General features: G+C 49.8%; 11 protein-coding genes. 8 read left to right on the forward strand and 3 right to left on the reverse strand.

Annotated features, from left to right (window positions below; genetic code table 11):
* Positions 1-20: 20 nt before the first annotated feature.
* Both AC812_RS13595 and AC812_RS13600 read left to right on the forward strand, forming a co-directional pair.
* Complete coding sequence (locus tag AC812_RS13595; RefSeq protein WP_061917389.1) at positions 21-1,709, forward strand: pyridoxal-phosphate dependent enzyme; 1,689 nt, start codon at positions 21-23, stop codon at positions 1,707-1,709.
* A gap of 29 nt (positions 1,710-1,738) precedes the next feature.
* Positions 1,739-2,683, forward strand: a complete 945-nt coding sequence (locus AC812_RS13600) for a DMT family transporter (RefSeq protein ID WP_061917392.1) — start codon at positions 1,739-1,741, stop codon at positions 2,681-2,683.
* 2 nt (positions 2,684-2,685) lie between these two features.
* Here the strand turns inward: AC812_RS13600 and AC812_RS13605 are convergent, their stop codons facing one another.
* A complete protein-coding gene (locus AC812_RS13605) occupies positions 2,686-3,459 on the reverse strand; it encodes a response regulator transcription factor (protein WP_061917395.1) in 774 nt (257 codons plus the stop codon).
* 5 nt (positions 3,460-3,464) lie between these two features.
* Positions 3,465-5,066, reverse strand: coding sequence for a hybrid sensor histidine kinase/response regulator (locus AC812_RS13610; protein WP_061917398.1), 1,602 nt, complete (start codon positions 5,064-5,066; stop codon positions 3,465-3,467).
* Positions 5,067-5,211: 145 nt separating this feature from the next.
* On the opposite strand from AC812_RS13610, the gene AC812_RS13615 reads away from it, so the two are divergent.
* The 6 genes from AC812_RS13615 (at position 5,212) to AC812_RS13640 (ending at position 13,020) form a co-directional block, all read left to right on the forward strand.
* Positions 5,212-6,849 (forward strand): L-lactate permease, encoded by a 1,638-nt coding sequence (locus tag AC812_RS13615; RefSeq protein WP_061917402.1) that lies wholly within the window; start codon positions 5,212-5,214, stop codon positions 6,847-6,849.
* Positions 6,850-7,026: 177 nt separating this feature from the next.
* A complete protein-coding gene (locus AC812_RS13620; protein ID WP_061917405.1) occupies positions 7,027-8,757 on the forward strand; it encodes an ABC transporter substrate-binding protein in 1,731 nt (576 codons plus the stop codon).
* Positions 8,758-8,901: 144 nt separating this feature from the next.
* Complete coding sequence (locus AC812_RS13625; RefSeq protein ID WP_061917408.1) at positions 8,902-9,981, forward strand: ABC transporter permease; 1,080 nt, start codon at positions 8,902-8,904, stop codon at positions 9,979-9,981.
* A 20-nt stretch (positions 9,982-10,001) separates the two neighbouring features.
* Positions 10,002-10,940 (forward strand): ABC transporter permease, encoded by a 939-nt coding sequence (locus AC812_RS13630; protein WP_082149119.1) that lies wholly within the window; start codon positions 10,002-10,004, stop codon positions 10,938-10,940.
* Positions 10,941-10,959: 19 nt separating this feature from the next.
* Positions 10,960-11,985 carry an ABC transporter ATP-binding protein gene (locus AC812_RS13635; RefSeq protein WP_061917413.1) on the forward strand — a complete coding sequence of 342 codons (1,026 nt, stop codon included), beginning with the start codon at positions 10,960-10,962 and terminating at the stop codon, positions 11,983-11,985.
* A gap of 18 nt (positions 11,986-12,003) precedes the next feature.
* Positions 12,004-13,020, forward strand: coding sequence for an ABC transporter ATP-binding protein (locus AC812_RS13640; RefSeq protein ID WP_061917414.1), 1,017 nt, complete (start codon positions 12,004-12,006; stop codon positions 13,018-13,020).
* Between the two features lie 494 nt (positions 13,021-13,514).
* On the opposite strand, the gene AC812_RS13650 is transcribed toward AC812_RS13640, so the two are convergent.
* Complete coding sequence (locus AC812_RS13650) at positions 13,515-14,366, reverse strand: tyrosine-type recombinase/integrase (RefSeq protein ID WP_061917420.1); 852 nt, start codon at positions 14,364-14,366, stop codon at positions 13,515-13,517.
* Positions 14,367-14,438 lie beyond the last annotated feature (72 nt).

The following is a 14,438-nucleotide window of genomic DNA, read 5'->3' on the forward strand; positions in this document are numbered from 1 at the left end:
TTCCAATTGAGGTCTTTCCGTTGACAAATTTATCGTTCGCCATTGAATGTCTGGATTGTGGTCACCAAACCTCCTTTTCACCGCTTCAATCTGGCTGTCCAAACTGTGGAAGTGTCTGGCGAAAGGCAGTTTATGAGTATGAAGCAATCGGAAAAGCCCTTCCGAACCTGATTGCCCGCCGCCCTTACAATATCTGGCGTTACCGGGAATTACTACCTGTACGTAACCCTAACCCGGATTTGTGCCTGAATGAGGGCGGCACTCCCCTGCTGCGGGCATTGAATTTAGGAATGATCCTCAGTCATCCCAACTTGTACCTCAAGGATGAGCGGCAAGGCCCTACCGCCTCATTTAAAGACCGCCAGGCTGCCGTCACCATCACAGCCCTGAAAGAAGCAGGTATTGCAGAAGCCGTCATTGCCTCCACCGGCAATGTAGCCATCGCTTATTCGGCTTATGCAGCCCGTGCCGGGATTAAGTTGTGGGCATTTCTCACAAGCCTTGTGCCTGCCGCAAAAATGCGCGAAGTAGCTTTGTACGGCACACAAGTCATCAAAGTCACCGGTTCTTATGATCAGGCAAAGGAGGTTGCGGCTGAATTTGCCCGTCAGCGAGGCTTGTACCTGGATGCTGGTGCCAAAAGTATTACCAGCGTCGAATCAATGAAAACGATTGCTTTCGAGATTGCCGAGCAATTTACCGCCCAAAGAGGTAATTCGCTTCAATCGTTAGAGGGATTATCCACCCTCCCTTGGAAAACTCCCGACTGGTACATTCAATCTGTGAGCGGCGGCATGGGACCGCTGGGCGTCTACAAGGGTTTCGAAGAACTGTATCGGATGGGTATCATTGAGCGCATTCCCAAAATTGCGGTGATTCAGGTCGAAGGATGCGCTCCAATGGTCCATGCCTGGCGACAGGGGCTGGAGGATGCGACCCCGGTTCGATCTCCCCATACCTTGATTGCAACCCTGGCAACCGGTGATCCCGGCCGCACCTACACCCTTTTGCGAAAGCAAATCCTGCAAACCGGCGGGACGTTTGAAATGGTCAGTGATCAGGAAGCCTTTCGTGCCATGCACTTTTTGGCGAAGATGGAGGGGCTTTCCATCGAACCTGCCGCTGGTGTAGCCGTTGCCGGATTGATCAAACTGGTACGCGCCGGACAAATTGCACCTGACGAAAGCGTGGTGATCAATGTCAGCGGTCACACCATGCCGATTGAACGCAACATCCTCGGCGAAGGGTGGTCAAAAGATGTGATCCTGCCGTCGGAGCAAATGGAGGAAAGTACCGAGGAAGGATTGCTGGCTGCGCTCAGCAAAGTGGCCATTGATCGTTTCCCGCGCATTGCCATTGTGGACGACAACCCGGATGTCCGCCGCCTGATTCGAAGAATTTTACAATCTCAGGGAGATTACGAACTCTTTGAAGCCGCCAACGGCGTGGAAGCGATTGAGCTTATTCGCTTCCGGCGTCCTAATCTGGTCATCCTTGATTTGATGATGCCGGAGATGGACGGCTTTGCAGTGATGGAAGCTCTGAAGGCCAGTCCGGACACCGCCGAAATACCCATTATCGTAATCACCGCCAAGGAACTGAGTCCCGGTGAAAAAGAACGTTTACGCGGTCACATTCAAACACTGATGCAGAAAGGGGATTTTATGAGTGAGGATTTGTTGGATGAGGTACGGGCATTTCTAAAATAACCCCTTGCTGTTGAGGGGCGTCCATCATCATGGAAAGAAAACACCGCTCACAGGGGATTAATGCCGCTTTATCCTCAGCCATTTTGCTGGGCTTACTGCCTGTTTTCGGAAAGCAAGCCTTGCTTGCCGGTTTTTCTCCCTTGGCGGTAGTTGCTGTGCGTACCACTCTGGCAGTCAGCCTGCTGGCGGTCTTCATGCTGTTTCAGCGGCCGTATCTCTACATTTATCCGGTTGGTTTGATTGGCTGCTTCCTGGCAGGCTTTATTAACGGAATCGGTTCAATTTTTTATTACGTTGCGCTTGCGCATCTGGAAGCCAGCATCGGTCATTTACTCTACTCATTTTATCCGCTCTTTGTTGCCTTCTGGCTTTTGCTTGATCGCCAGACCATTTCCCCATTGACCATGTTTCGCTTGAGTCTCGCCCTGCCTGGGGCTTATTTATTGCTGAATAGCGGCTCTGGTTCAATGGATTGGCTTGGCGCGCTTTTCATGCTGATTTCAGCCGCTTTTTATGCTCTGCATCTGATTATCAATCAACGGATTCTTTACGAAGCCCCGCCTCCCACCGTTACTTTTTACACTTTGCTTGGCATGGCAATTACCGTCTTGACTGGTTACCTGCTCTTTGACCGTCAATTGCCTGCGGGCAATCCTTCCTGGCTGCCCCTGATTGGGATGGGAGCGATCACCTTTCTCGCCCGTCTAACCCTGTTTATGGGTGTCAAAAAATTGGGCGGTTTACAAACCGCTCTTTTAGGATTGGGAGAACTGATTGTAACGGTTGTGCTTGCTCGATTGTGGCTTGGGGAAACCTTGAACGCTCCTCAATGGCTGGGAGCATTATTCATCGCAGCCAGCCTGTTTCTGGTTGGTTTCGAAAAACAACCTGCTGAAAAACGGCATCAGACCGGCTGGCTGGCATGGTTAAATCCGCCGCGTATGCCAACCACCCATCTTCCCTGGCAGAAATAAACTCAACCAATCACTCCGCTTTCGCGTTCTTCGATTTCCAACACATAACCTGAACCGCGAACACTGCGAATCCATTGGTCACCCCCCGGTATTACAGCCAGTTTGCGATTCAGGCGCGAAAAAACCGGCCGCAGGATCTTGGCTGCTTCTTCTGCCCCAAGGCGATAACCATAGACGATCCGCACGAGTTCTTGATGACGCATAACCAGGGCATGATTTGCCAGCAAAACTCCCATTAACTTTCCTTCATTGGGTGTAAGATGAATGTTTTTTTCATTCCATGAGATGACGCGTCGCATCAGGTCAATTTGAACTCCATTGGAAAGACGCAACAGCGTATTCTCTCCCTTCGGAGCGTCATTTGTCTCGTATCTAACCCGCTGCTCCAGAACTACTCCCCTCAATTGGCCGGATTCATCATCCATCAAAGCCTTACGAATGCTATTCAAAATGACCTCCGGTGAAACCGGCTTGAGTAAATAATCGGCTACCTTCATTCGTAGTGCATGTACTGCCGTTTCAAAACTGCCGTGTGCCGTCAGAATAATGACTTTCAAACGGGGGTATTTCATGGCAGTTTCTTCCAGCACTTGAATGCCGGAGATGTCAGGCATTCTCAAATCCAGCAGCATCAAGTCGTAATTGAGCCGCGCCAGCGCTTGTAGTGCTGCACTGCCATTTTCAACCCCATCAGCATCAAAGCCCTCTAATTGCAAAATCCTTAACAGGGTCACCCGGGCAGCGTCTTCGTCATCCACAATCAAAATTCTGGGCATGTCCATCATCCTTGCCGTGGCAGGGTTATCTGAAGCCTTGCCCCGTTTTCATGAACGGGCGCTACAAAACGAATATCCCCTTTGTGAACATCCACGATCAGATCATAACTTACCGAAAGCCCTAAACCGGTACCCCCCTGTCGGGTCGAGAAAAATGGCTCAAAGACCTTCTCTTGCAAATCAGCCGGAATGCCAATGCCATTATCTTCCACGCTCAGGATCACCCGATCCGGGTTCTGGTCGTTCAAATCCAGCCAGATTTTACGCGGCGATGGCTGATTTTTCAAGGCCTCCATTGAGTTAAGCAGCACATTCAGGATGACTTGTTGAATATGATCCTGAATCATCTCCACCTCAACCGGCGAGGAAGGAAAATTTTGAAATAACTCGATTCCATTTGCATGCAATTGAGGTTTGATCAGTTCCTTGACCAGTTCGATCACCGCTAATAAATCAACCCGTTTCCTTTCAAAATCACTGGTACGATAAAAAGACAGGGTATTTTGTGCCAGACTGGAGAGTCTCTCAATCTCCAATACGGCAAGGCTGAGGTACTCCTGTCTTTGAGTTTCGGATATATCGCCCCGCAGGGAAAGATGCAGGCAATTTCTCACAGACTGAAGAGGATTATTCATCTCATGCGCCAGGCTTCCCATTAACCTGCCCAATGCACTCATTTTTTCTGCCATCAGAATCGCACGCTGGGATTCTTTGGCTTGCTCAAACATTTTCTCTAAATCCTTGTAAAGCAAAGCATTCTCCATGGCAATGACTACTTGCCGTGAAAATATGGCTGCCATTTCAATATCGGCTTCGCTTAACTTTTCCGATTCTCTGGCGCGTAAAAAGTACAGCACAAACTTCGCCTTCTCGCGAAATACCGGCACCAGCAAGATGTCTAAATCATTTTGGAGCAAATAATTCTTCAAGATGACATCATCCAGTTGATCGGTTTGGATAATTCTCAAACGTTCATCACCCGAAGCGCTCCACATCCGATCCCAATCTAACCGATGAGGTTCTACAAGCAAACTTAAATCACAGCCATAAACCAGTTTCCACTCCATTGTGGAATACTCGAATTTATAAACACCCGCTTCAGCAGCCTTTAGCAAATCACCCGAAAGTTCCTGTAAATACTTCTTGAGTGATTCCAGATCCACCCGGCTGTAAATATTTTCCATAATATCGAATAAAGGACGTAATACTTTCAGGCGGGCGGCATCCATCTGATAGCGGCGGTTTTCGAGAACATGATTGACTGTCTCGATCAATTCCTTTGAAGATTCAAACGGTTTAACCAGCAAGCCATCTACACCTTTTCGTAGGGCTTGAATAGAGGTCTCTACACTGCCAAAACCGGTGATGAGGATCACCCCTGCATCCGAATGGATTTGCCGAAAACGAGAGGCCAGCTCAAATCCATCCATGATCGGCATGCGAATATCGGTAATCAGTAATTCATAAAGGGACTCTTCCGCCATTCGAAGCGCATCGCGTGCGGATGTGGATGTATCTACCTCAAAGCCATATCGTTCCAAAATCCGCTGACACAAACGAAGAATTGCAGGATCATCGTCCACGACCAGAATTTTGGTTTTGTTCATCGTGATTCCGCCCTCATGTTTTGTCTGGTTGCCTTTTATTATACCGTTTCCCGCACGGGAATGAATTTACAATTTTATCGAGAAACCCCAAACTGCTGGTAAAATAGCGCATCCGCTTTACTTTGAAACTGGAACGGATGAAATCATGACGATACTCACCACGCTGACCGCTCTCACTCCCATTTTGGCAATTTTTCTTTTATTAGTTCTGTTGCGCTTGCCAGCCAGCAAGGCTATGCCGTTGAGCCTGTTAATTACAGCCATTTTGGCACTCCTGGTCTGGAAAGTGCCGTTATTACAAATCTCTGCTTCGGTTTTAGAAGGGTTAATCATTTCTCTCTCAATATTGTGGATTTTGTTCGGGGCCATCTTGCTCCTCAACACATTAACGGTGGCCGGCGCAATGGAACGGATTCGAGCCATGTTTTTCAGTATTTCCCCCGACCGGCGCGTTCAGGCCATCATTGTAGCCTGGTTGTTCGGGGCTTTCATCGAGGGCGCTGCCGGCTTCGGCACTCCAGCTGCGATTACTGCTCCTTTGATGGTGGCGCTTGGTTTTCCGCCGCTTGCAGCAGTTGTGCTTGCCCTGACAGCCAACAGCAGTCCGGTAACTTTTGGCGCTTTGGGGACTACTTTTCAAATCGGCATGACGCGCGGATTGCAACAGGGTGGAGAAATGGCAAGTTTGGTCGCTGAAGCAGCCAGCGGGTTGTCTCTGCCTGAAGTCATTCATGCAGTAGCCGCCCAAGCCGTCCAAATTGACTTGTTCGTGGGTACTTTTATTCCCCTGTTGCAGGTGCTCTTGCTCACTCGTTTCTTCGGCAGGAACAAGTCATGGCGAGAAGGTCTGGCGATGTGGAAATTCGCCCTCTTTGCAGGAATCAGTTTTCTGTTGCCTGCTTATCTGGTTGCCCTGTTTTTAGGACCGGAATTTCCAACTTTGATCGGCGCGCTGGTTGCTATGCTGATTGTGATACCGGCTGCCCGCAAAGGATTCCCCATTCCCAAAAACGTCTGGTATTTTGAAGACGTGAAAGAAGAAGAGCAAGCCCTTACACATCCTATGTCCCTCCAACAAGCCTGGCTACCTTACATTATACTCACCATTTTGCTGGTGCTTACACGTCTGCCTTTTTTACCCTTAAAAACCTTTTTACAAGGCATATCCATCCGCTTTGATAATCTTCTCGGTACGGGGATCAGCACTTCGCTGGAGCCTCTTTACCTGCCCGGGACAATTTTTGTCATCGTTGCCCTCTTTTCATTCTGGTTTTTTCACATTCAAAGTCAAAATCGCCGGCAGGTCGTTTCGCAATCTCTACAACGGTTAATCGGCAGTGCCATTGCCCTCGGCGGTGCTCTGCCGATGGTGCGAATTTTTATTAATTCGGGTATCAATTCGGCCGGCCTGGAAAGTATGCCGATTGAACTGGCCCGTCAGGCTTCGGACCTTGTTGGGTCTTACTGGCCGCTAATTGCTCCTCTGATTGGCAGCCTTGGGTCGTTTCTGGCCGGAAGTGCCACCTTCAGCAACATGATGTTTTCATTATTTCAAGTCAGTGTAGCCAGCCAGGTCAATCTTTCTCCGTTTATCATCCTGGCTCTGCAAGCCTTGGGAGCCAATGCCGGAAACATGATTTGTGTTTTGAATGTGGTAGCAGCCGCTTCGGTGGTTGGATTAAGCGGAAAGGAAGGCAGCATCATTCGTTTCACCCTTCTTCCGATGCTGTATTACATTCTTTGGGCGGGTGTGGTTGGTTTCCTTTTGATTCAATTATTCTAGCCAAAATTTTCCTCCAAAAGGTTGGGTTTTTAATAGAATTAACGCATAATAATACGTCAGTCCCGATTCTTTTTTCCCGTAGTTTTTGCCAAAGGAGGTGATTACCGCAGACAAATTTCTGCACCTGTTTGTTGTTGCACCTGTTTCATTTTTCAAAAAAACCAAGGAGGAGTAGTGATGAAAGCCAACAAATTTTTTTTGGTTTTGGCGGTTTTGATGGTTGCCAGCCTGGTTCTGGCTGCCTGTCAGCCGGCTGCCACGCCGACCCCCCAGCAGCCACCTGCTCAGCAACCAACCACCCCGCCAGAACAACCCCCGGCTGAACAGCCAACCACACCCCCGCAGGCAGGTTTTGAACCAATGGTCTACGGGGTAGAGACCTGCGATAATTACAACGGCATCATCAAGGAAATCGCCGCTCTGGACGAACTTACTGTTCGCTTCACCCTGTGTGTGCCAGACCCAGCCTTTGAATCCAAAGCAGCATTTTCGGCCTTCGCCATTCAGCCCAAAGAATGGATTGAAGCGGCCATGGCCAATAAGCAAATTCTGGAAAAACCCATCGGCACTGGCCCGTATGTACTGGATTCGTGGAAACGCGGTGACAGCATCATCTTCAAACGTTTTGATGATTACTGGGGCGAGAAAGCCAAAACCCAAACCCTGGTTTTCCGCTGGGCATCCGAAGGCGCCGCCCGCCTGTTGGAACTGCAATCCGGTACGGTTGACGGAATTGACAACCCCAGCCCAGACGACTTCGAGGTCATCCGGAGTGACCCCAACCTGCAATTGATTGAACGCGAAGCCCTCAATATCTTCTATCTGGGCATGACCAACACCTTTGAGCCTTTCGATAAACTGGAAGTCCGTCAGGCAATTGCCATGGGGATTGACCGCCAGCGCATCGTGGATAACTTCTACCCGGCCGGTTCATCGGTTGCCTCACACTTCACCCCCTGCTCCATTCCAAACGGCTGCGTTGGTGAAGACTGGTACGAATTTAATCCGGAAAAGGCTCGCGAATTGCTTGCTAAGGCCGGCTTCCCCAATGGCTTCCAGACCAAAATCTACTACCGGGATGTGTTCCGCGGTTACCTGCCCGAACCCGGTCTGGTTGCAACTGACATTCAGGCTCAGTTGAAACAAAACCTCAACATTGATGCTGAAATTGTTGTGATGGAAAGCGGTGCATTCATTGATGAATCAACCAGCGGCCGTTTGAACGGCTTTTATCTGCTGGGTTGGGGCGCTGACTACCCGCACATTACCAACTTCCTCGACTTCCACTTCGGCCGCGCCAATCCTCAATTTGGGAAGCCATTCCCCGAAATCTATGAACTGCTCGAACAGGGTGCCCGCATTGCGGATCCTGAGGAAGCAACTCCCATCTATGAGCAGGCCAACAACAAGATCAAAGAACTGGTGCCGATGGTGCCGATTGCTCACGGCGGTTCTGGCGTAGCCTATCGTGCCGACGTGGTTGGCGGACACGCCAGCCCGCTGGGCAACGAGTACTTCGCCGTTATGGATCCGGGCGGTCGCTCAACCTTCGTCTGGATGCAGAACGCCGAACCCATTTCCCTGTACTGCGGCGATGAAACCGATGGCGAAAGCCTGCGCGCCTGCGAACAGGTCCTCGAATCGCTGCTCGCCTACGAAGTCGGTGGTACGCAGGTGAAACCGGCATTGGCAACAGAATGCACTCCCAATAATGACCTCACGGAGTACACTTGCAAATTGCGCCCGAATGTGAAGTTCCATGACGGTTCAGCTTTCGATGCCAACGATGTGGTCATGTCATGGGTAGTTGCCTGGGATTACAAACACCCGCTCCACATTGGTAACACTGGTGCTTTCGAGTACTTCAGTTACCTGTGGGGATTGATGAATGCCCCGGCAGAAGAGTAATCTTTGCCTCCTATGGCATAATCATGTGAGATGAGTTAACCCACGCGCGGGGTAGACGGTTCTCCTGAAATGAGCATCGCCTGTCCCGCGCGAATCTTGTTTTCCACAAGATTTCTTATTCTCTATCATATGTAAGGGAATCCAATGATCGCTTACACAATTCGCCGCTTGTTACTGGCAATTCCGGTCATGTTCGGGATTCTGGTGGTTACTTTTACGCTTTCCCGCATGATCCCAGGCGATCCATGTAAAGCCATGCTGGGAGAAAAAGCCACCGCCGAAGTCTGTGATCGTTTTCGTGCCCAATATGGCTTGGATAAGCCGATCCCGGTCCAGTTGGGAATTTACATGGGAAATGTACTCAAAGGTGATTTCGGCATGTCTATCCGCTTTAGTCGTCCGGTCACCATTATCCTCATCGAGCGGCTGCCAACCACCATTGAATTAGGGCTGACTTCGCTGATGATTGCCGTGCTGGTGGGAATACCGGCAGGTATCCTCTCTGCTGTTAAACGCAATTCGATCATTGATGTCATCACCATGGTTGGAGCCAACATTGGCGTTTCCATGCCGGTTTACTGGCTGGGATTGATTCTGGCCTATGTTTTTGCATTGCTGTTAAAGGACACACCTTTCTGGTTACCACCCACCGGCAGATTATCAGCCGGCCTTGTCAGTGTTCCCTTCTATCAGGTTTTGGGATGGGAATTTCCAAAAGAATCCTTCCGCTATCATCTGGTTGAGTTTATCAGTAATCTCTACATTCTCAATTCTCTGCTTACCAGAGACTGGGTGGTATTGAAAGATGCCATCCAGCATTTGATCCTTCCTTCGGTCGCCCTGAGCACCATTCCATTGGCAATCATCGCCCGTATGACTCGTTCCTCCATGCTGGAAGTGCTCAAGCAGGATTACATCCGCGCCGCCCGTGCCAAAGGTCTTTTGCGAGGAACGGTGATTTTCAAACATGCTTTTCGCAATGCCCTCTTGCCAATTGTAACTATCATAGGCATTCAGGTAGGCACGCTGTTTGCCGGGGCGGTTCTGACCGAAACCATCTTTGGCTTGGCAGGGGTCGGTCGGATTCTCTTTGAAGCCATCACCGCCCGGGATTTTCCCATCATTCAGGCATTTACGGTGGTCATCGCAGCCGGTTATGTCATTGCCAATTTGATCGTGGATTTGTCCTACGTGCTGATTGATCCCCGCATTCGTCTCGAATAACTTGATGTTTAGGTAGAAAAATGGTAACCGATTTGAAAGCAAATCAGATTAAACAAAAAGATTACCGCTCCAATAGTTTATGGCGGCTGACTTTGCGGCGCATCTTCCGTCAGCGTTCGGCCATTTTTGGCATGGCTCTCCTCGGTTTTTTGATTTTTATCGCAATTTTTGCCGAAGTCATTGCCCCATATGACCCCATTCAACCCTTGATCGGTATTGAAAACGTCAGTAAACGCGAAGCACCCTGCATTCACCTGTTTGGCTGCCCCAAAGATCGCCCCCAACACATCATGGGAATTGACGGTAATGTTCGTGATCAATTCAGCCGGGTACTTTACGGTTCGCGATACTCGCTCTATGTGGGCTTTACTACGGTTTCGTTTGCAATTCTGGTCGGCACGCTCCTGGGAGCCATTTCTGGCTACTTTGGAGGCTGGTGGGATAACATCATCATGCGCTTGATGGATGTGTTAATGGCATTTCCTTCCCTGCTGCTGGCGATCACCATTGTTTCAGTACTTGGTCCCGGCTTAGAAAATGCACTCTTAGCCATTGCCATCGTGGCGATCCCAGTCTATGCGCGGGTGGTACGCGCCAGTGTGTTATCTGTTAAGGAACAAGCTTATGTTGCAGCCTCGCTTGCGTTAGGTGGAAGCCATTTTCACATCCTGCTTCGCCGTATTCTACCCAATGCCATTCCACCACTGATTGTACAGGGTACATTGGGAATCGGCACCGCCATTCTGGATGCAGCGGCTCTTTCCTTCCTCGGATTGGGCGCTCAGCCCCCTACCCCCGAATGGGGTACCATGCTCGGCACGGAGCGCAATCAGGTGTTTACGGCTCCTCATCTGGTTTTCTTTCCCGGTGCTGCAATCATGATCACCGTGCTGGCATTCAACCTCTTGGGTGATGGACTTCGGGATGCCATTGACCCACGCTTAACCCACCAAAAATAACAGGCAGGAAGAACTGATCATGACTTATCAAAATACACCGCCACTCCTGCAAGTCCAAAATCTGAAAACTTATTATTTCACGGATGACGGGGTTGTAAAAGCCGTTGATGGGGTGGACTTTGAAGTCTATCCCGGCGAGGTATTAGGTTTGGTGGGCGAATCTGGCTGCGGAAAGAGTGTCACCTCCCTTTCCATCATGGGTCTGATTGAGCCACCCGGTAAAATCATGGATGGAAAAATTATCTTCGATGGTAAAAATCTGCTGGAAATGCCCGAGAAGGAAATGGCACAGGTGCGCGGTAAGAACATCTCCATGATCTTTCAGCAGCCACAAACCAGCCTCAACCCCGTGTTTACCATCGGTGAGCAAATCAGCGAGATTTTGAAAATCCACAGCACGTTAAGCAAACAAGAGCTTCAACGACGCACGCTGGAATTGTTGCAAATGGTGGGAATTCCCGATGCGCACCGAAAAATCAATGCCTATCCCCATGAAATGTCCGGCGGGCAGGCTCAGCGGGTGATGATTGCCATGGCGTTAGCGCTAAATCCGCAATTGTTGATTGCTGATGAACCCACCACTGCCCTGGATGTCACCATTCAAGCCCAAATCCTGGACTTGATGCGGGAACTCCGCAACCGCACCGGTACAGCCGTGATTTTGATCACCCACGACCTGGGGGTGATTGCAGAGATGGCCGACCGCGTAGCGGTGATGTATGCAGGAAGAATTGTCGAACAAGCCGATGTGAATACCTTATTCAGCACACCCCGTAACCCTTACACACAGGGTTTGATCGAATCTGTCCCCGTCCTCGGACAGATCAAAGAAGAGCTAGCCACCATTCCCGGAAATGTCCCCAATCTTGTGGATTTACCACCCGGCTGCCGCTTTGCTCCACGTTGCACCGCCCGCGAAGCATATGGACTGGAGATCTGCAATCAAATTGAGCCGGATTTACAATCTGTGGAAAAAGCAGACCATTTCGTCCGCTGCTGGTTGTATCAGGACGGGAATGGCCACAACGCACCGCTCAAACGATAGGGTTAGAAAGGGAAATGGATGAACACACAGGTTAAAAAGTCTCCAGCCTCGTCTGAAGATCTGGTCGTCGTCAAGAATTTGGTCAAGTATTACCCGGTTTATGGCGGTATCCTGAAGCGCGTGGTGGCACATGTGAAGGCTGTGGATGGAGTCAGTTTCACCATTCGCAAGGGTGAAACACTCGGTCTGGTAGGTGAATCGGGTTGCGGAAAGACCACCGTTGGGCATACCATGCTTGGGCTGATCAAGGCTACCAGCGGCCATGTCTATTTTGATGGGATTGATCTGCTCAAGTTGAAAGGAAGCGCACTCAAAGAAATGCGCCGAAACATTCAAATTGTCTTTCAGGATCCCTACTCTTCACTGGACCCTCGCCTGCCAATCGGTGAATCGATTGTAGAAGGTTTGAAAATCCACAATATTGGCACAGAACAGGAACGTTTCGAGCGGGTTCTTGCGGTTTTGAAAAAGGTCGGGTTGGAAGACTATCATGCCATGCGTTATCCGCATGAATTTTCTGGCGGTCAGCGGCAGCGCATTGGGATTGCGCGCGCCCTTATCCTTCAACCCAAATTTATTGTGCTGGATGAACCTGTTTCCGCTCTGGATGTTTCCATTCAGGCACAGGTACTCAATATTTTACGCAATTTACAACGCGAATTTGGTCTGACCTACTTATTCGTAGCCCATAATCTGGCAGTGGTAGAGCATATTTCTGATCGGGTTGCGGTCATGTATTTGGGAAAAATTGTCGAACTGGCCGATCGTGAAGCGCTTTTCCGCTTACCCACTCATCCGTATACCCAGGCCTTGATGTCGGCAATTCCCATCCCAGACCCGCGTGTTCGCCGCAAACGGATGATCCTTCCCGGCGATGTTCCCAGCCCGTTGAACCCTCCCAGAGGCTGCCGCTTTCACCCCCGCTGTCCCTTTGCGCGTCCGAATTGTTCCCAGGAAGAACCGCCCCTACGAGAAATCCAGCCCGATCACTTTGTGGCCTGTCATTATGCGGAGGAGTTCATTCAGCCCGCCTGAATTGGATTGGTCAACCGACGTCTAACCCCCAATCATCCCCCCGTGGACACCCCGTGAAAGGCAATGTTGTAAAAAGGGGGGCTGATGGGGGTCGAACCCATCTCATCCCCTTCCGGGGACTACCACCTGAAAAATGATTTCTTAAAAAAAAGGGGTGGCTGATGGGGGTCGAACCCATCTCATCCCCTTCCGGGGACTACCACCTGAAAAATGATTTCTTAAAAAAAGGGGTGGCTGATGGGGGCCAACCCATCTCATCCCCTTCCGGGGACTACCACCTGAAAAATGATTTCTTAAAAAAGGGGTGGCTGATGGGGGCCAACCCATCTCATCCCCTTCCGGGGACTACCACCTGAAAAATGATTTCTTAAAAAAGGGGTGGCTGATGGGGGCCAACCCATCTCATCCCCTTCCGGGGACTACCACCTGAAAAATGATTTCTTAAAAAAAGGGGTGGCTGATGGGGGTCGAACCCACAACCACCTGATATACGATCAATCTAATCCTACGAGTCGCGGTATTGGCAAATATGGTTTTATGTCATCTATCGTCAGTCCGCGGGTGTAACGTTCTACCATTTCGATTGATGACCAGCGTCCTGCTATTTGTACGATCCGTGATGGTGCGCCGTTGCGTGTTGTCATAATAGCAAACGTGCGCCTCAAATCGTGGGGAGATAATTTAGACAATCCAGCATTTTTGGCCCAGCCTCGAACAATGACTTTTAGCCCATCCCTGGTAAGTTTGTTGCCTGGTGTGTTGCCACCAACAGAACAGAAGACATAACGAAATGATTTAGATACGATCCGTTTGCGTTCAGCAAGCCAGGCGATAAGAACCTGTCTCGTATAGTCCGAAAATGTTGCATTACCCCACTTGCCGCCCTTAATGATCACGGATAGATGGCAGGCATCAAGGTCGAGATATTTAATTTCTAGATTGCAAACTTCTGAACAGCGCAGGCCTGTATCCAGCAGTACGCAGAATATCGCCAAATCTCGTTTTCCCTTCGGCGTGGCTGTGTTGAATGATTCAAGTATTTTGACAACACTGTCATCGCCCAAAAAACGTTGCGGTGCTGTATCCCTGCGCTTGATTTTCAAATTCAATGCAGGATGACTATCACCACATCGCCAGCGCAAATAAGACCGTATGGCACAGTACGCAACCCAGCGATGGTTATCTCCCCAATCGTTGTGTTTGTATAGCCAGTATCGTAGTTGCTCTGGCGTTAGTCTCAACAAATCGCCAATTTCGCGTTCGGCAAGACCAAGTAGTCGCCTATACGACTCAATAGTACATTGAGAATATGCCTTGGAGTTTAGAAAATCGGTAATGTCTGACATGGCGCAACCTCCGAGGTGCGCATTGTGCAAGTTACATACCGAAAAACAACCGATATTGTTACAAATCCGATA

Source organism: Bellilinea caldifistulae (genome assembly GCF_001306055.1).
In the GTDB taxonomy this organism is placed as follows: domain Bacteria; phylum Chloroflexota; class Anaerolineae; order Anaerolineales; family Anaerolineaceae; genus Bellilinea; species Bellilinea caldifistulae.